This window comes from Mesorhizobium sp. J18, assembly GCF_007829525.1.
GTDB lineage: Bacteria > Pseudomonadota > Alphaproteobacteria > Rhizobiales > Rhizobiaceae > VLJP01.
In genome coordinates, this window is the sequence record NZ_VLJP01000029.1 from 22,151 (window position 1) to 39,212 (window position 17,062).

Annotated in this window: 13 protein-coding genes; 5 read left to right on the forward strand and 8 right to left on the reverse strand. The window is 61.1% G+C overall.

Annotation, left to right across the window (positions count from 1 at the left end):
- Window positions 1–12: 12 nt before the first annotated feature.
- On the reverse strand, window positions 13–2,262 hold the full coding sequence (locus L598_RS12225; RefSeq protein ID WP_144862804.1) for a bifunctional (p)ppGpp synthetase/guanosine-3',5'-bis(diphosphate) 3'-pyrophosphohydrolase: 2,250 nt from the start codon (window positions 2,260–2,262) through the stop codon (window positions 13–15).
- 145 nt (window positions 2,263–2,407) lie between these two features.
- Entirely contained in the window at window positions 2,408–2,803 is a 396-nt protein-coding gene (gene rpoZ / locus L598_RS12230) for a DNA-directed RNA polymerase subunit omega (RefSeq protein WP_144862805.1), read from the reverse strand.
- A 273-nt stretch (window positions 2,804–3,076) separates the two neighbouring features.
- Here rpoZ and L598_RS12235 point away from each other — a divergent pair, with 273 nt between their 5' ends.
- Entirely contained in the window at window positions 3,077–3,667 is a 591-nt protein-coding gene (locus tag L598_RS12235; RefSeq protein WP_144862806.1) for an NYN domain-containing protein, read from the forward strand.
- Window positions 3,667–4,332 carry a uracil-DNA glycosylase gene (locus L598_RS12240; RefSeq protein WP_144862807.1) on the forward strand — a complete coding sequence of 222 codons (666 nt, stop codon included), beginning with the start codon at window positions 3,667–3,669 and terminating at the stop codon, window positions 4,330–4,332. Before L598_RS12235 ends, L598_RS12240 begins: the two co-directional genes overlap by 1 nt.
- 52 nt (window positions 4,333–4,384) lie before the next feature.
- Here L598_RS12240 and smpB read toward each other — a convergent pair whose 3' ends face one another.
- Together smpB and dapA are read right to left on the reverse strand one after the other, a co-directional pair.
- On the reverse strand, window positions 4,385–4,858 hold the full coding sequence (gene smpB, locus L598_RS12245) for an SsrA-binding protein SmpB (protein WP_144862808.1): 474 nt from the start codon (window positions 4,856–4,858) through the stop codon (window positions 4,385–4,387).
- Between the two features lie 156 nt (window positions 4,859–5,014).
- Window positions 5,015–5,896 (reverse strand): 4-hydroxy-tetrahydrodipicolinate synthase, encoded by an 882-nt coding sequence (dapA, locus tag L598_RS12250; RefSeq protein WP_144862809.1) that lies wholly within the window; start codon window positions 5,894–5,896, stop codon window positions 5,015–5,017.
- 264 nt (window positions 5,897–6,160) lie between these two features.
- Between dapA and L598_RS12255 the strand changes: the two genes are divergently transcribed.
- The 3 genes from L598_RS12255 to L598_RS12265 all read left to right on the forward strand — a co-directional run bounded on the left by L598_RS12255 (window position 6,161) and on the right by L598_RS12265 (window position 9,035).
- Window positions 6,161–8,233 carry a lytic transglycosylase domain-containing protein gene (locus L598_RS12255; RefSeq protein ID WP_144862810.1) on the forward strand — a complete coding sequence of 691 codons (2,073 nt, stop codon included), beginning with the start codon at window positions 6,161–6,163 and terminating at the stop codon, window positions 8,231–8,233.
- A gap of 173 nt (window positions 8,234–8,406) precedes the next feature.
- The gene (locus L598_RS12260; RefSeq protein ID WP_144862811.1) at window positions 8,407–8,619 is read left to right on the forward strand and encodes an AbrB/MazE/SpoVT family DNA-binding domain-containing protein; all 213 of its coding nucleotides are present in this window, start codon (window positions 8,407–8,409) and stop codon (window positions 8,617–8,619) included.
- Window positions 8,619–9,035: a type II toxin-antitoxin system VapC family toxin gene (locus tag L598_RS12265; protein WP_144862812.1), complete on the forward strand. Its 417-nt coding sequence runs from the start codon at window positions 8,619–8,621 to the stop codon at window positions 9,033–9,035. Before L598_RS12260 ends, L598_RS12265 begins: the two co-directional genes overlap by 1 nt.
- Before the next feature lie 262 nt (window positions 9,036–9,297).
- Here the strand turns inward: L598_RS12265 and L598_RS12270 are convergent, their stop codons facing one another.
- From L598_RS12270 to L598_RS21775, 4 genes are all read right to left on the reverse strand, one after another.
- Window positions 9,298–10,404: a helix-turn-helix transcriptional regulator gene (locus L598_RS12270; RefSeq protein WP_144862813.1), complete on the reverse strand. Its 1,107-nt coding sequence runs from the start codon at window positions 10,402–10,404 to the stop codon at window positions 9,298–9,300.
- A gap of 71 nt (window positions 10,405–10,475) precedes the next feature.
- Window positions 10,476–11,048: an invasion associated locus B family protein gene (locus tag L598_RS12275; RefSeq protein WP_144862814.1), complete on the reverse strand. Its 573-nt coding sequence runs from the start codon at window positions 11,046–11,048 to the stop codon at window positions 10,476–10,478.
- The gene (locus tag L598_RS12280) at window positions 11,033–11,959 is read right to left on the reverse strand and encodes a hypothetical protein (protein ID WP_186445024.1); all 927 of its coding nucleotides are present in this window, start codon (window positions 11,957–11,959) and stop codon (window positions 11,033–11,035) included. Before L598_RS12280 ends, L598_RS12275 begins: the two co-directional genes overlap by 16 nt.
- Window positions 11,960–11,989: 30 nt before the next feature.
- On the reverse strand, window positions 11,990–16,450 hold the full coding sequence (locus L598_RS21775; protein ID WP_246658732.1) for an autotransporter domain-containing protein: 4,461 nt from the start codon (window positions 16,448–16,450) through the stop codon (window positions 11,990–11,992).
- Window positions 16,451–17,062 lie beyond the last annotated feature (612 nt).

Consider the following 17,062-nt stretch of genomic DNA (forward strand, 5'->3'; position numbering starts at 1 on the left):
ACCGCAAGACAATCAGCCATTGACACGATGGGCTCCGCTGACGCTCGAGACTTCCTTGAGCTGCGAGATCAGCCGGTTCAGATGCTTCAGGTCCCACACTTCGAGGTCGAATACCATTTCGGTGAAGTCGGGCGCCGTGCGTGTCATGGAAAGCGTGTGGATATTGGCATCATTTGAAGCGATCACGCCGGTGATCTCGGCCAGCGAGCCCGGCTCGTTGATCGCCGTCACGGAGACGCGGGCGGGGAACCGCTCCTTCATATGCTCGTCGATGTCCCAGCGCACATCGATCCATCGTTCCGGCTGATCATCGAAGGCCGTCAGGGCGGGCGACTGTATGGGATAGATCGTGATGCCCGAGCCGGGCTGAATGATGCCGACAATGCGGTCCCCCGGAACCGCGCCTTCGGGTGCAAACTTCACCGGCAGGTCGCCGCTCACCCCACGGATGGGCAGCGCAGCGCGCGCTTCCTGCGAAGCCCCCTTCCCCTGGCGCTTCTCCTTGCGTGAGGAGGAACGTCCCGGAATCTGGAACAGCATGCCGGCCGCGTTACGCAGGTTGAACCAGCCCTCCTCACGCGCCTTCGGCATCTGCGTGACACGCTCATCCTTGTAGTCCGGATAGACGGCGCGGATGATGTCCTGCGAGGAAAGTTCTCCCCGGCCGACAGCAGCCAGCACATCCTCTATATCCTTGCGCSCCAGCCGATGCAGGATCGGCTTGAGCAGATCCCTGGTGAAAGTCTTGCCGGCACGCTCGAAGGCACGCTCCAGAATGCGGGCGCCAAGACCTGAATACTGCTTGCGGATGGCATTGCGCGTCGCACGGCGAATGGCAGAGCGCGCCTTGCCGGTGACCACCATCGTTTCCCATGCGGCCGGCGGCACTTGCGCCTTGGAGCGGATGATCTCCACCTCGTCGCCATTCTTCAGTTCAGTCATCAGCGGCATTATGCGGCCATTGACCTTGGCGCCGACGCAGGTGTCGCCGACTTCCGTATGGACGGCATAGGCGAAGTCGATCGGCGTGGCGCCGCGTGGCAAGGCGATCAGCCTGCCCTTGGGTGTGAAACAGAAGACCTGGTCCTGGAAGAGCTCGAGTTTGGTGTTTTCGAGGAAATCCTCCGGATTATCGCCTTCCGACAGCGCCTCTATGGTGCGTCTCAGCCAGGAATAGGCGTTGGTGTCCCTTGAAATCTGGTGATGGGAGCCGTTCGGTGCCTTGCCGCCATTGTCCTTGTAGATGGAATGAGCGGCAACACCGTATTCGGCTATGCTGTCCATCTCGTGGGTGCGTATCTGCAGTTCCACGCGCTGGCGCGACGGGCCGACGATGGTGGTGTGGATAGACCGGTAGTCGTTCTGCTTCGGGGTCGAGATGTAGTCCTTGAAGCGGCCCGGCACCATCGACCATGTTGTGTGGATGGCGCAGAGCGCCCGGTAGCAATCCTCGACTGTATCGACAATGACCCTAAAGCCAAAGATATCGGAAAGCTGCTCGAAGGAGAGCGCCTTTGTCTCCATCTTGCGGAAGACCGACCAGGGCTTTTTCTGCCGGCTCTTCACCTTGGCCTTGATGGCGTATTTCTCGAACAGGCTGGAAAGCGCGCTTTCGATCTCGCTGATGACACCGCGATTGCGCTCGAATACGTCGGCAAGCCTCTCGGTGACCGTGCGATAGGCTTCCGGATTGATATAGCGGAAGGCGAGTTCCTCAAGTTCCTCGCGCATGTCCTGCATGCCCATGCGACCTGCCAGCGGCGCATAGATGTCCATCGTCTCTTCGGCAATGCGCAAGCGCTTGTGCTCGGGCACATGGTGCAAGGTGCGCATATTGTGCAGCCGGTCAGCCAGCTTGACGAGAAGCACGCGGACATCCTGGGAGATGGCGAGCAACAGCTTGCGCAGGTTCTCCGCCTGCTCCGCCTTTTTGGAAACGAGGTCGAGCTTCTTCAGCTTGGTCAGGCCTTCGACGAGCTGGCCGATGTCAGCACCGAAAAGCTCGTCAATCTCCTGACGTGTCGCCGTCGTGTCCTCAATGGTGTCATGCAGCAGAGCGACCGCGATCGTCGCCTCGTCGAGATGCATCTCGGTGAGGATCGCGGCAACCTCGAGCGGATGGGAAAAGTAAGGGTCACCCGAGGCGCGACGCTGATGACCATGCTTCTGCATGGCATAGACATAGGCCTTGTTGAGAAGCGCCTCGTTGACGTCCGGCTTGTAGCGCTGCACACGCTCGACAAGCTCATATTGACGCATCATGGCGCGACATTCCCAAAGATACTGGCCGGCATCAAAATCAGTATAGCGCTTCCAAACAGAACATGCGCCGCATCCAGGATGCGGCGCATGTTATAAATAGTTGTGAACCGGCAGAGACGAAAGTGCGCCGGCCAACAGATTTTGATCAGAAATCGTCGCTCTTTTCCGGCGGAACGAGACCCTCGATGCCGGCAAGCAGTTCTTCCTCGCTCATACGGTCGAAAGCAATCGGCTCGTCCGGGCTGTCGTCTTCGGCCTCGATGGCGCTGGCCTGATCGGCAAGCGCCGGAGCCTCGGGTTCGGGCTCATCGACCTCGACATGTTTCTGCAGGGAGTGGATCAGATCCTCCTTGAGATCGCCCGGCGAGAGGGTCTCGTCGGCAATCTCGCGAAGGGCAACGACAGGGTTCTTGTCGTTGTCGCGATCGACCGTGATCTGGCTGCCTTGCGAGATCAGGCGCGCACGGTGGCTGGCCAGCAGGACCAGTTCGAACCGGTTCTCGACCTTGTCAATGCAATCTTCAACAGTGACGCGGGCCATTCATTGCCCCTTTCATGCATGGATTTCTTGGAGAAGTTTGCGCGGTGCATAGCGCGCATATCCGCAATTTACAAGCTTTCTCGTTACATCCTTATATGGCAGAAGAATGGAAATTTTTACTCAATGATCACTATTTCCGTCATCTGACCATGCCCCCTTGGAACGGATTGGCCCAGCTCTATGTCATATTACGGCAGGTAACATTCGCGCGATTATTCGCGATGCCATGAGGGTCCTGTTGCGCTAGAATATTGCCTAGAAGGAATTTTTGAAATGTTCGATCCACGCGAGAAAATAGCCCTGTTTATAGACGGCGCCAATCTTTACGCGACGTCCAGAGCCCTTGGTTTCGACATCGACTACCGGAAGTTGCTGGCAAGCTTTCAGAAGCGCGGCTATCTCCTGCGCGCCTATTACTATACCGCGCTGGCGGAGGATCAGGAATATTCCTCGATCCGGCCATTGATCGACTGGCTCGACTATAACGGCTACAAGGTCGTTACCAAGCCCGCGAAGGAATTCACCGATTCCACCGGCCGCCGGAAGATCAAGGGCAATATGGATATCGAACTGGCCATCGACGCACTGGAACTGGTCGATGTGGTCGATCACTATGTGGTCTTTTCCGGCGACGGAGACTTCCGCACCCTGGTGGAAGCGCTCCAGCGCAAGGGCCGCAAGGTCAGTGTCGTGTCCACGATCCAGTCGCAGCCTCCGATGATATCGGACGACCTTCGAAGGCAGGCGGACAATTTCATCGACCTCGCCTCGCTAAAAGCGGAAGTTGGCCGTGATCCGTCCGAACGTCCCCCCACCCGCCGTTCCGACAAACCGGAATTCGACGAGGAGGACGATACTTACTGATGCACGCGCCAGCCTTGCGGCCGGCAGAGCCGCCGCGCGACTGCCCTCTTTGCCCTCGCCTTCACAACTTCATCGCCGAATGGCGCGCCAGGGAACCCGGCTGGTACAACGCTCCGGTGCCCACTTTCCTGCCGCCTGAAGGCGAAGAAGCCGTCGAGCTCCTCATCGTGGGGCTCGCGCCCGGCCTTCGCGGCGCGAACAGGACCGGCAGACCCTTCACGGGCGATTACGCCGGCAATCTGCTTTATGACACGCTTGTCCGCTTCGGCTTCGCGCGCGGAGACTATGAAGCCCTCCCGGATGACGGGCTGGAACTGATCGGGACTGCGATCACCAATGCGGTCCGCTGCGTGCCGCCGGAAAACAAGCCGGTCGGCGCCGAGATTGCCACCTGCCGCCAGCACTTCTTTGTTCCGACCATCGAGCGGTTCCCCAATCTCAAGGCGATCGTGACGCTCGGGATGATCGCCCATCAGTCGACGGTGCGGGCGCTCAGAATGCGCGTCGCCGCCCTGCCCTTCATCCATGGCGCCCGGCTGGAAGCAGAAGCGGTTACGCTTTTCCCGAGCTATCACTGCTCGCGCTATAACACGAATACCGGGAAGCTGACGGAGGAGATGTTCCGACAAGTGTTTCGTGGGGTGAAGGAATTTTTGAGCGAATAGCGAGAGAATTGATCGCGATTCGCCTGTCCCTGGAAAATCTTCCCGAACCTATTCAGCCGCGCTCCTTCAAAAGCCGCCCCTTCTCCCGCTCCCAATCGCGCTGCTTCTCGGTCTGGCGCTTGTCGTGCAGCTTCTTGCCGCGAGCAATGGCGAGCAGCAGCTTGGCCCGGCCCCGCTCGTTGAAATAGATCTTCAGCGGCACCATGGTCATGCCTTCGCGCTCCACCGCCTGCGCCAGCCTTGCCATCTCGCGCTTGTTGAGCAGTAGCTTGCGGCGACGGCGCGGCTCATGGTTGAACCGGTTGCCCTGCAGATATTCAGGCAGATAGGAGTTGATCAGCCAGATCTCGCCGCCCTCCACGGCGGCGTATGATTCCTGGATGTTCGCATGTCCCTCGCGCAGCGACTTGACCTCGGTACCGGTCAGCACCAGTCCCGCCTCGTATGTATCGACGATCTCGTAGGCAAACCGCGCCTTCCGGTTCTCCGCCACGGTCTTGATATTCGGATTCTTGTCTTTCGCCATGCTGAGGATCGGAAACTGTCAATCTGATCGAAAAGGATGCAGCGCATCCCGTCGGAAAGAGGAAGCAGGAAATATGGATATTTACGGGTCTTCGCAACACAAAGCCCGTGCGGCGCCGCCTGTACCGGCCAGCAACCCGCGAAGGAATGGCCGCCGTCAGTTCATCAGTCCGGCATGGATCATGGCCGCATCGATCTTCTCGGCAGTGGATGCTTCCACCTCGACCAGCGGCGAGCGGACGATGTTTTCGATCCTGCCGAGACGGGAAAGCGCATATTTGGTTCCCGAAACGCCAGGCTCGATGAACAGGGCCTTGTGCAATGGCATCAGGCGGTCCTGCAACTCGATCGCCCTCTCCCTGTCTCCTGCAAGCGAGGCCTGCTGAAATTCGGAACAGAGACGAGGGGCGACGTTGGACGTCACCGATATTGCCCCGACCCCGCCATGCGCGTTGAAGCCGAGAGCCGATGCATCCTCGCCCGAAAGCTGGATGAAATCCTTGCCGCAGGTGATGCGTTGCTCGGAAACGCGCTCGATCTTGCCCGTCGCATCCTTCACGCCGGCGATATTCTTGAAGTCGTTCACCAGCCGGCCCATCGTTTCCGGGGTCATGTCGATCACCGAGCGCGGCGGGATATTGTAGATGATGATGGGCAGGCTCGTCGCCTTGGCGATCGCAGCGAAATGGGCATAGAGGCCCCGTTGCGACGGCTTGTTATAGTATGGCGTGACCACAAGGGCGGCATCGGCGCCCGCCTTTTCGGCATATTGCACGAGGCTGATGGCCTCGGCGGTGTTGTTGGAGCCGGCCCCGGCTATGACGGGGACCCTTCCCGTAGCCACCTCAACGCAAATCCGGATGACCTCCCGGTGCTCCTCATGGGTGAGCGTGGGTGATTCCCCGGTGGTGCCCACCGGCACCAGACCGTTGGTTCCTTCCGCGATCTGCCATTCGACGAGCGACCGGAAGGCTTTCTCGTCGAGACTTCCGTCCTTCTGGAACGGCGTCACGAGCGCAGTGAAAGACCCTCTGAACATTTTCGTCGAACTCCGGATGAATAAATAAAAAGAACGGCAAAAGCCGGCCCGCGACGGTTTCTAGCCCATAGCGAGGCGGTGCACCATAGTCTTGCCGCCAAAAGCCTGCAAGAATGGGATGTGGGACGTTTTTCGAGGCGTGAAGGGGTCCGTAAAATTCGATCCAGAAGGATAACCTTTCGTTTACCGGCTCTTCACCGCCCGTGGATTACCCTGGCGCGACCCTTCAACTTGTTTCGCGTTTCGACAGGAACTTACCCGACAATGCCAACAAGGGCTTTACTTGCCGGTCTTATCCTCACAGTCCCGATGATTTCCGGGGCGGCGGCTTTCGAACTGCCTTCGAACGGCCCGATTCCTCTCGCCCGCCCCTACGCTCCCGTCGACAACGAAGCGACGACGGCGTCGATCGCGCGGCACGCTCCCGATATCATCGAAACAGCGGCCGATCCGGGAGACATGCGCCTGCTGAAGAAGGGCCTCGACGCCCTGTCGGCAGGCAATACGGCAAGTGCCCGAAAGATCCGCGACAGTCTGCCTGCGCGCTCGCTCGACCGCCATATCATGGCCTGGGCGATTGCGCTTTCGGGTGGGGAGGCCGTGCCCAGCAGCGAGATCGCCCAGGCCGCGCGCGACCTGCAGGGTTGGCCCGGCATGGCAACGCTGCGCTCCAACAGTGAAAAGGCGCTGTACCGGGAAAACCCGCCCGCCCGTACCGTGGTTGCCGCCTTCGGCAGCACCGCGCCGCAGACCTATGAAGGCGCAGTCATCCTTGCCCGCGCATATGTGGCCCTCAGCAACAGGGACGCCGCCCGCGCTGTTCTGTCGCCTTTCTGGCGCAATGAAAAGCTCGAAGCGAAACAGGAAGTGGCGATCCTGCGCGAATTCGGCGGCATCATTTCAGCCGCCGATCACAGATACCGCATGCAGCGCATGCTTTATGAAGATCGCATCCGCTCGGCCGAGCGTGTCGCCGGCCTGGCCGGCGGCGAGGCACTGACCAAAGCCTGGGCGGCCGTGATCCGCAAGGAATCCAATGCCGGCAAGCTGCTCGACGCCGTGCCGCAGTCGCAGCGTCTGGCTGGCTACTATTTCGCCAAGGCACGTTATCTGCGCCGGGCCGAGAAATTCGCGGCCGCCGCCAAGGCCATGCTCGAAGCGCCGAGCGAACCGGACAAGACCATCGACCCGGACGCATGGTGGGCGGAGCGCCGCGTGCTTTCGCGCGAATTGCTCGACACCGGCGATGTCAAGTCCGCTTACCGGGTCGCAGCGGCCCATAAAGGCGGGCGCCCGGCCACCATCGCCGATGCCGAGTTTCACGCCGGCTGGTATGCGCTTCGCGGGCTGAGTGATCCGAATACGGCTGCGCGCCACTTCGCGCGCATCGCGGAGATCGCCGACGGCCCGATCTCGCTTTCGCGCGCCTATTATTGGCTGGGACGGGCTGCGGAAGCCGGCGGGCCGGGTAATTCGCGCAGCTATTATGAGCGGGCGGCCAATTACGGCACCGCCTTTTACGGGCAGGTCGCGGCGGCCAAGCTCGGCCGTAACATCATTGCGGCGGCCTATCCGGATCCGACGCCCATAGACCGCCAGGCCTTCAATTCACGCGAGGCCGTCAGGGCGATCCGTCGGCTGGAGGAGGCCGGTTATGCCTCCCGGGCCGATGTACTCTATCGCGACCTGGCGCAGGAACTGACCAGCGCAGGCGAACTGGCAATGCTGGCCGTCATGGCCGAAAAGCGAGGCAATCACTATCTCGCCCTTCGGGTCGGGAAAATAGCGGCCAGCCGCGGCCTCAATATCGGCGCGCTGGCGCATCCCGTCGGGGTCATTCCGAGTTCGGCCGACATTTCCGGTTCCGGCAAGGCGCTCGCCTATGCGATCGCGCGGCAGGAAAGCGAGTTCAATGTCGCCGCCGTCTCCGGCGCCGGGGCGCGCGGCCTTCTGCAACTGCTGCCGGGCACGGCAAAGGACATGGCCCGCGTGGTCGGCCTGCCCTATTCGCAAAGCCGCCTGACGAACGACGCGGCCTACAATGCTGCTTTGGGCGCGGCCTATCTGGGCGAGCAACTCGGCCGCTTCGACGGCTCCTATATTCTCACCTTCGCCGGCTACAATGCAGGCCCCCGGCGCGCCCGGGAATGGATTGAGCGCTATGGCGACCCGCGCGGCAAGGATATCAACACGGTGATCGACTGGATCGAGCGCATCCCCTTCACCGAAACGCGCAATTATGTCCAGCGCGTCATGGAGAACTACCAGGTCTACAAGATGCGCCTGCAGGGCCGCTTCGACATAATCAGCGACCTCGTGAACGGCCGACGGGGATAGACCGAGGGCCAGCCGGAGGGGCCGGCAAACCAGTTCTTCATCCTCTTCTCGTTGGCCTCGGAGGCGACGACAAGGCAGACGGAGGCGCGTTCCTGGTTCATCTGTCGGAGCGTCCTTGATAACGATGTGCGTTTGTCTTACGTTTTTCGCATCGATAAATCGAAGGTAGGAACATGCCCGAGACCGCCACCCTGTCTGCGAAGTTCCAGATCTCGATCCCCAAGGCGATCCGCAGGGCCCAGCGCTGGGAAGCCGGGCTGACCTTTGCTTTCATCCCCAAGGGAACGGGAGTGCTGCTCGTACCGGTGCCGAAGCGCGAGGCGCTGGCCGGGATCGCGAAAGGTGCGTCCGCGACTGATTACCGGGATCGATCGGACCGCATCTGATGCGTCTCGTCGACACGTCCGCCTGGATCGAATGGCTGATCGGTTCGCCGACCGGCGAGGCGGTGACTGCGCATCTGCCCGAGCAATCCGACTGGCTGGTGCCGACCATGGTGCAACTCGAGCTGACGAAATGGCTCACCCGCGAGGTGAGCGAGGACAAGGCCGATCAGGTGATCGCCTTCACCCAGCTCTGCCAGGTCGTGCCGCTCGACACCGAGATCGCGCTGGCAGCGGTCGAGGCCTGCCGTGTGCACAAGCTTGCCACGGCTGACGCCATCGTCTTCGCCACCGCTCGCTCGCAGGACGCCACCCTGATCACCTGCGATGCGCATTTCGAGGGGTTGCCGGGCGTGACGCTGATCGAAAAGCTCGAGCCCCGAATCCCGATCTCTCGTCGACGGCCATCCGCTCGTTGAGCTTGCGGACCATCGCTGCCTTGATCACGGGCAGGCGCAGGCCGTTCAGAGACCAGTATCAGCCGTAACGCCGGTCTCCGCAGGGCGGACCCACCCACCAAATCCCTTTGAGAGAAAAAGAAAAAAAGCCCCACATCGGGGCCTCGGGGCAGGTTCGCGACTTGAAAGTGGCGGGCCGCGACCGATAGTGATGATCACTACGTCTTCGCTATCGCCCTCCGTAGTCCTCCTTAAGACGTTATCCGAGAACGGGCTGGTCAGCTCAGTCAACAGACGGTTCTGGAAGCATAATCGGTTGTGACGATTTGAGCAGGGAGACGAGCTGGCTCTGCTGGTTGGTTCCGGTCTTGGCAAAGATATGCGCCAGATAGGTGCGCGCGGACCCAAAACTCAGGCCCATCTCGGATGCAGCTTGCCGTAGGGATTTACCCGACGCCAAGGCCATCGCGAGGCGAGCCTCAGAAGGCGTGAGGTCGAACAGACCCATCAATATGGGTGAGGACGGCACGAGATTGCCCGGTCGCATGTTCGTGATCGCAACGAGGATCTCGGCGCCGAACAAGGTGTCCCGTGCATCCCGAAACAAGGGCAGGACGTGAACGATCCGGGGCGGTTGATCGTCGCGCGCCGGAACCGGGATTGACCGGACAGCTCCATCCGTGCTCGTCAGAGCGTGTGCGATGGCCTCCTGAAACAGTTTGTTGGCAGGAGCGGAGGCGATGGCCAACCCGCCGAAGGCGATCGGGAGGATCGTTTCTCCAACGGTCGCGAACAACTCGTTGACCGCCATGACCTTACCAGTGCGGGTCATCGCCGCCGCCGGCACGCCCAGGGCCTCAAGCGTCGATACTGCGCTTTGAGCCCGTTCCAGTCCAAGCCGGCTTGCCACCAGCGCCGCCCGGGCAAGATGCGGATAAACCGTGTTCATATAGCTGATGGCCGAAGCCTCATGCACGCCAAGATCACGCCAGCGTTCGAAGGCAAAGACAGCAAGGTCACCACTCGGCATTGGTATGAGCGTTCCAAGCTGGGAATCGAAGCCTTTCTCCAGCATCAGGCGGCGGCTTGCATCCTCTCGCACCTCGTGGGGGTAATATTCATGGGCAAGGACAAAACCATAGCAGGGCTGCCTGAAGAAGTAGGTGATACGCTCGCCAGAATCCCGCCAGGCGCCGCGCCGAAACTCCTCCATGACCGGCGTGGTCAGATCGGTGGCTCTGAACTGCATGGGAACAATATCATTGAAGACCATGAGTTGCCCTGCCGCCGACCCCGATCTTGCAGACAGGTCATCAAGCACGGCCTGCCACTGTTCGGGCACGAATGCGGCCTCGTAGATGCGATCGATCAGGGTTTCATCGTCGGACATTGCCCCTCCTGCCCACCAGTATTTGGGGCATTTTGATGAACAGCGTTCGATAGCGCAACGTCATCCCGATTCTACTGCAATAGTTCCCGCGTTCTGATCAGAGCCGCCGCAAAGCCTTCGAGGGACAGAGTGAACGATAGGGGTGCGCCGGTACTGCTTGCGGTCGCGCCGATGGTGAGCCTGCTTCCCGCGTTCGCCCGTTCGATCGTCTGGCTATCCAGCGCCAGCGGCACAAGGCAGCCGGCCGGCAGGCAGGTCGAGAACGGCAAGGCGCTGCCGATCGGTTGATCATCGACAGTCAGCGTCACGCCCGCCGAAAGAAGAAGCCCGAACGGCAGAACGAGAGTGCCGTTGGCCGCATTCTCTGCCGATGGAACGATCTCGATGGAGAGGACGCGCTGGCCGTTCTGCTGACTGTGTTGCTGGGACAGGCTGCACAGCCTTTCGGTCTCGCGCACCACACAGGCGACACGCCAGTCCCCATAGGTTTCCTGCAAGGATGACGCACCGCCTGGAAGGAGCGGTGCTCCGTCCTGCCCTTGCGAGATACCGGCGCCCGCCACCCCGGCGAGAAGCAGGGCGAGGGCAATGGTCAACCGCCGCATCGCCACGCCTCCGACGATAGAAGCTAGCCGAACTGCCATGATACGTGGCTCACCATATCGAGACGAAAACCCCGCGCCTGCATCCAGTCATCGTTCTCCCTGAAACCGGATGCCGATGTCGCGAACCAATCCGGCGCTTCCTGGCTATCCGTGGGCCGGAAGACGACGGCCGGATAGCCGTTATGGCCCATGGCCCGGACATGCAGGCCCTGCTCGCGATAACGGTAGACATTCAGATGTGCCGGCTGGCCGAAATAGACGTTCTGTCCACCGGCCGCCTCGATGATCTGCTCTCCATCGCCTGGCTGCCATACGGCGGCATAGAGTGCTCCGCCTTCGCCGTAGCGATCGATGGCCGCAATGCGCAGGTTCTGCGAGCGAAAATGCGCGTCCCAGCCCAGCAAGTCGAGATAGCTCATATCCCAGCGGACCCATTGGGTTCCGCCGCGATCGCCGTGCCAGGTGGCATTGAACTGTCCATGCCGCCGATTGAAGGAGACGATCCGGAACCCCGCCGCGAACAGCTCCATGTCCTTGCTGCGGAAATCGTCGGCGCTACTCGTCGACATCCAGTAATAGGCGGAGGGCCTGGGGGCTACCAGCACCGTCCACGGTTCGAACAATCGGCCCGAGCCCATCAGGTCTATCGGCGCAAAGCCTTGCTGGTGATAGTCGCCAATGACCGCTTCGAGCTGCCCGAAGGTCTGTATGTTGGTGGTGTACCGGCTTTCCCGGCCATCCTTGACCCACACGCCGTAAAGCGCCGTGGCGATCCCAAGGTTGAGGGGAGCGTCATCCTTGCCCTGTTCCGCATCGAGTACTGAGCGGATGGAGGCGGCGGCCGCTGCGACCTGATCCTGCAACGCCCTCGCGTCAACCGGCTCGACTCGCTCAACACCAAAGAGGGGCATCGGCTTTGCGGATTTATCGGTAGACTGGCCCTTAAGCATGTACCTGCTCCCGCTGCTCGCAGATACGCATCAGAACCTCACGGAGAGGTTTGCCCTGAAGCCGTGATCATAGGCGTCGGAGGCGATCTGGCCGGTATAGGAGAGGCCGAAGGTCGCTTCGGGCGTCAGGTTGAAATCAAGACCGGCCTCGATGACGGCGCTGTCCTGGGCAATCGGCGCGCCGGCAATGGTGAAGGCATCGCCACCCGCGAAGGCATTCACGCTTTCGGGTGTCAGGTCACCAAAGGCATGGCGCCAGCCGATCATGCCGCGCAGGGTGGCATTGACCGTGCCGAGCGCCATGGTGTGCTCTGCCCGCAGGCCGAGCGTGGTGAAGGTCACGGCAGTCGTGCCGCCGTCTGCCGATAGCGCTGCCGGGCCGCCCTGTTCGGTAAAGCTGTCGGTGCGCAGGCTGACATGGGCAAGATTGGCGAAGGGCTCGAAGCGGGTCGCGCCCAGCTCGATGCCGTAGCCGAGTTCCCCGAAGGCCTGGAAGGTGCCGGCACTGTAGTCGGCAGAAAGGCTATCGGCAAAGCCGGGGAAAGCCGCCGTGCGGTTGGTGTCGATATCGTGCCATGTATAGGCCGCGCCGGTGCGGAAGGCGAGATTGCCCCACTGCGTGCCGCCGTACAGGCCGAGATGGTAGTTATTGCTCGACCCCGATGAGGCACGGTCATCAACATCGAAGCTCGAGCGGCTATAGCCGGCCAGAAGACCAAGACGCCAGTCGCCCACCAGTGTATCGGCGCCGATCAACAGGCCGCCGGTAGAGCGGTCGAGACCCGCCGCGTTGCCGTCGCTGTCCGTCGAGCCCCATGAGCCGAAACCATGGCTCCAGAATACGGGGCCTGCATGATCGGCGGAGACCGCAATGGGCGTGTCGCCCGGGCCATAGGCCAGAACCGGAGTCACCGAAGCCCCGACATCGCCAAAGGCCGCGCGGATGCGGTCATTTGCGGCATTGCGCACGAACCGGCTGTCCTCGATCAAGGCCGTCTGCGCGGACGCATGAATCTCCCCCGAAAGCTGGTCGAAGGCAAATTGCGCCTCCGCATCCGTCGGCAGGTTCGCCACGGCCGTGAACAGGGCGCTGCCGGGTGCAATGGTGTCCAGTCCCTGGCCGGTGGCAATCTGGTTCGGGGTCGCGCCGGCATCGGCGAAATTGCGATACTTGATCGTTTCGAGCCAGGCAGTGTTGGCGTCGTAGCCTTCTTCCACGGCAAGGAAGGCCGTCGGTCCGGGCAGGCCGGTTATGGTGTCGAACGTGCCTGTCAGCCCGCCGTCCGCCGTCAGGACGGTGTAACGAGTCCCATAGCTGAGCGCGCCAGCGCTGTTGACGTTCAGACTTGTCCCGTCAAGGACGACGGTACCGGCCGACACGAAACGATCGGTTCCACCCGCACCGCCCACATCCACCGAAAGCGCTGAGCCGGCCGCAAACTCGGCATTGCCCGTGGTCGTCAACACGTCACCGGCGTCACCATCGGCCAGCATCACCGTGCCATGCGTCGTGAATTGCCCGAGCCCGGACCAGGTGGTCGCTTCGGCGAGGCTTGCATTGGTCCCGCCAAGTACCATGCCATTGCTGACAAGCGTGCTCGCTCCACCAGTGAACAGACTCTCCCCGCCGGCACCGTTCCACACACCATTGTTGGTGAATGTCGTGGTCGCGCTATCCAGCGAGATCAGGCCGACGATCACGCCGTTATTGGTCAGGTCGATCGTGTTGCCGCTGGCGACAATTGCGCTCGGACCGGTCACGGTCCCCGTGGTCTTGATCGTCGTGGCGCCAGCGCTCATGTTGGCGGCATAGATGCCATATGTGTCGCCGCTGACATCGTATGCGTTGATTGTGAGGTCGGTTGCCGTCGCCGCATTATAGGCCGCAATGCCGGCAAAACTGCCCTCGACCACCGCGATGGCCGTAATCGAGGTGGCACCAGTCCCCTCGTTGGCGCCAAAGATACCCACGGTTCCGCCGCTGACATCGGTCGCGTTGATCGTGATATCGGTTGCCTGCTCTCCGTTCCGTGCAAGAATACCGCCATGGACGGGGCCGGTGGCTGTGATCGAGGTGGCACCGGTGCCAAAGTTTCCGGTACCGATGCCAATGCTGACTTCAGCCACGCTGATTGTGATATCAGTCGCCTGCTTGTAGTTCTCAGCGAAAATACCCCCCTGGACAGGGCCGGTGGCCGTAATCGAAGTGGCGCCGGTGCCGAAGTTTCCAGCGGTAATGCTCTGGGACACATCCGCGGCTTCGATGACCAGATTCGTCGCATTCTCCTCATTGAACGCGCCGATGGGGCCATCCACCGAGCCGACGGCATGGATGGCTGTCTCACCCGTGCCGCTGTTCAAGGCAGCAATGCCGATTTCGCCGCCGCTGACATCAACCGCGTAGATTGTGAGGTCGGTGGTGAGGTCGCCGTTAAACGCATAAATGCCGGCCGCACCACCAAGGACTGTGCCAGTGGCCGTGATCGAGGTGGCGCCGGTGCCGTCGTTCCAGCCCCCGATGCCGATGTTTCCACTGACATCACCCGCGATAATGGTAAGGTCGGTGGCGGAGCCGCCGTTTTCCGCAAGAATACCGCCAAGGTTCCCCTCGACCGCATCAGCAACATAAATGCTGGTGGCGCCGGTGCCGCCGTTCACGGTGGCGATGCCGAGTTCGCCGCCGCTGACATTGTTGGCCTCGATCCTCAGATCGTTCCCACCCAAGAGATCGTCCCCGCCGGAAACTTCCGGGACCAACATTCCGATTGCGGCGTTGCTGACATCGCCATTGATCGCGAGAATGCCGTAGGCTTCGCCGCTGACGGTGCCGGTCGCGACGACGGTCGTGTCACCTGGCGCAGCACCTGCGCTGCCATTGSCCACCCCGATCCCGTAGCGGCCGCCGATAACATCGGTCACCGCTACCGAGAGGTCGCCGGCGGTTGCGCCATTATTGACCAGCACTCCCGCTTGCGATCCGCCTGTCAGAACACCCGTAGCGGTGATCGAGGTGTTTCCAGTCCCATCGTTCCAAGCCTCGATGCCGGTCTCCGTGCTATTGACTTCGTTCGCGTCGATGACAAGAGCAATCGCACTGGCTTCGTTACGGCCATAAATGCCGCCCTCGACGATCCCGGTTGCCGAGATCACCGTCGCGCCGGTACCCCAGTTGCGGGCATTGATCCCGGTGAGTCCACCGCTGACGTCGGCTGCGTTGACAATTAGATGCGTCGCCGTAGCGGCGTTAAAAACATAGATGCCTGTATCGCCAGCTTCGACATTACCGGTGGCCGTAACGGAGGTCGCGCCTGTACCTATGTTGTTCGCGCCGATCCCAACGGTACCGCCGCTGACATCGATCGCCTCGATTGTCAGATCCGTGCCCGCTGCGCCAGAAGGCAGAACATAGCCATCATTGACAGCTGAGAATACAGAGAAACCGCCGTTGGCAGCCGCAATACCGTAACCCGTGCCACCCACGACGGCGCCATATGCCGCGACATTGTTGCTGCCGCTGCCGGCGTTCATTGCGACAATGCCGTGACGCGCGCCGCTTACAGCATCTGTCGTTACCCACATATCGGTTGGGGTAAAAACGAATTTCGTATTCAACGCGACAATACCGTCATGAGCCTCGCCAGTAACCGCGCCTCCGAGCGTGTCCACCTGCAACACACCCGTGCCTCCGTTCAGCGCCAGCAGGCCCGTCAGTCCGCCCGTAACGCCCCCGGAGGCCCGCACGATCACATCGGTTGGCGGATTGACGGGCTGGCTTCCCGTGGTGGCGATCAATCCGCCGTCGGCGTTGAAGCCCATTGGATTATTCAAGGCGGCGATACCGTACCAGTTTGTACCTGTGACCTGCCCCTGGGTGGAAACGGAGACCGAGCCCCCACCGAGATTTTGAGCATTGATACCGATGTTGCCGCCCGTAACTCCGTGCGTGTAGAGCGACAGACCTGAGGTGTCGATGCCATTAATGATTTGAACGCCGCGATCGCCACCTTCCACAAAGCCATCGGTGGAGATGGCGGTCGGACCAGAAGAATTGTTTACCGCATCAAGGCCGGTCAATCCTCCGGAGAGATCGCCGGACGTGAGCAGGACCAGGCTACCGGGTACTCCGCCGTCATCTCCTCCCAGATAGGCGGAAATACCGTGATTTCTTCCCCTAAGATTGGCGTCGCCCCCTTGAAAATAGATCGTGCCAATTCCGGCGACCCCGAATGCGATCGGATCAGGCGTGTCCACACTGAAATCCGGCGTAACTGTGATAGTGGGATTGGTATCGGAGACACCTTGCGTCACCGTCTCCGCGCCCGAGCATTCGTAGTTCGACCCGCCAGTGTTGACGCAGTCGGCCAGCGCTGTGTCCGGGCATGCGACCAGCGCGGTTGATCCCAGCAGAGTCGCAACCCAGGCCAGCCTCACTTGTGGCTGCCTTCCGCCCGCGATGCTTTGACCCTTTGCCCAGGTAACTTTCTCGTCCACCATATCGTCCCCTCGTTCCGCCGCCGCCCCGCACGAGTGCGCAAGTCGATCTGAATCGATGGGAAATTACGGCCAGCTGCATTGGCTGACACTTCTCATATGATAGGGGCGGAACGATTTTTAGCTGTGAATGGCAAGTCCGCGCGCATGACTACACGCCTGCGGGATCGGCTTTGCTGGCGGGTATTGTCTCTCTGGCAACATCCTTCTGTCTTGCGATGAACCCCCTCGACGTTGCCGATCAATGGCGGGCAGCGCTGCGATATGTGAAGTCTTCGCGCCGCCCGCCATCGGTCACGCTTAATCTTGCCCTTGTAATCGGCTCTACTTTCACGACTGTTTTGCTCATCTTGATACATCCTTTTTCCTCATCATGATCTGCACACTGTTTGTTCGCAAAAGAACATCTACAAGCATGAGTTCTGGCGCGCCGTGCACTTGTCCGCACTCTGCGACGGGGTGATCGGGCTGCGTTTGAGAGGCAGCGCTTTTTCCGTCGCGGTGCATTTTGCCATCGGATTCACAGGGCACATCACAGGCACTCCGGCGCGGCCCGGCCGTCTTACGATCGGCGCGGCCGCAGGCAAGATATCGTGCTTCCCGTCATTCCTC

Coding starts and splice junctions, on each gene's coding strand:
- L598_RS12260 (WP_144862811.1), top strand. CDS start 8,407: ATGCCCGAGACCGCCACCCTGTCTGCGAAGTTCCAGATCTCGATCCCC.
- rpoZ (WP_144862805.1), bottom strand. CDS start 2,803: ATGGCCCGCGTCACTGTTGAAGATTGCATTGACAAGGTCGAGAACCGG.
- L598_RS12240 (WP_144862807.1), top strand. CDS start 3,667: ATGCACGCGCCAGCCTTGCGGCCGGCAGAGCCGCCGCGCGACTGCCCT.
- L598_RS12255 (WP_144862810.1), top strand. CDS start 6,161: ATGCCAACAAGGGCTTTACTTGCCGGTCTTATCCTCACAGTCCCGATG.
- L598_RS12275 (WP_144862814.1), bottom strand. CDS start 11,048: ATGGCAGTTCGGCTAGCTTCTATCGTCGGAGGCGTGGCGATGCGGCGG.
- L598_RS12270 (WP_144862813.1), bottom strand. CDS start 10,404: ATGTCCGACGATGAAACCCTGATCGATCGCATCTACGAGGCCGCATTC.
- smpB (WP_144862808.1), bottom strand. CDS start 4,858: ATGGCGAAAGACAAGAATCCGAATATCAAGACCGTGGCGGAGAACCGG.
- L598_RS12265 (WP_144862812.1), top strand. CDS start 8,619: ATGCGTCTCGTCGACACGTCCGCCTGGATCGAATGGCTGATCGGTTCG.
- L598_RS12280 (WP_186445024.1), bottom strand. CDS start 11,959: ATGCTTAAGGGCCAGTCTACCGATAAATCCGCAAAGCCGATGCCCCTC.
- dapA (WP_144862809.1), bottom strand. CDS start 5,896: ATGTTCAGAGGGTCTTTCACTGCGCTCGTGACGCCGTTCCAGAAGGAC.
- L598_RS12235 (WP_144862806.1), top strand. CDS start 3,077: ATGTTCGATCCACGCGAGAAAATAGCCCTGTTTATAGACGGCGCCAAT.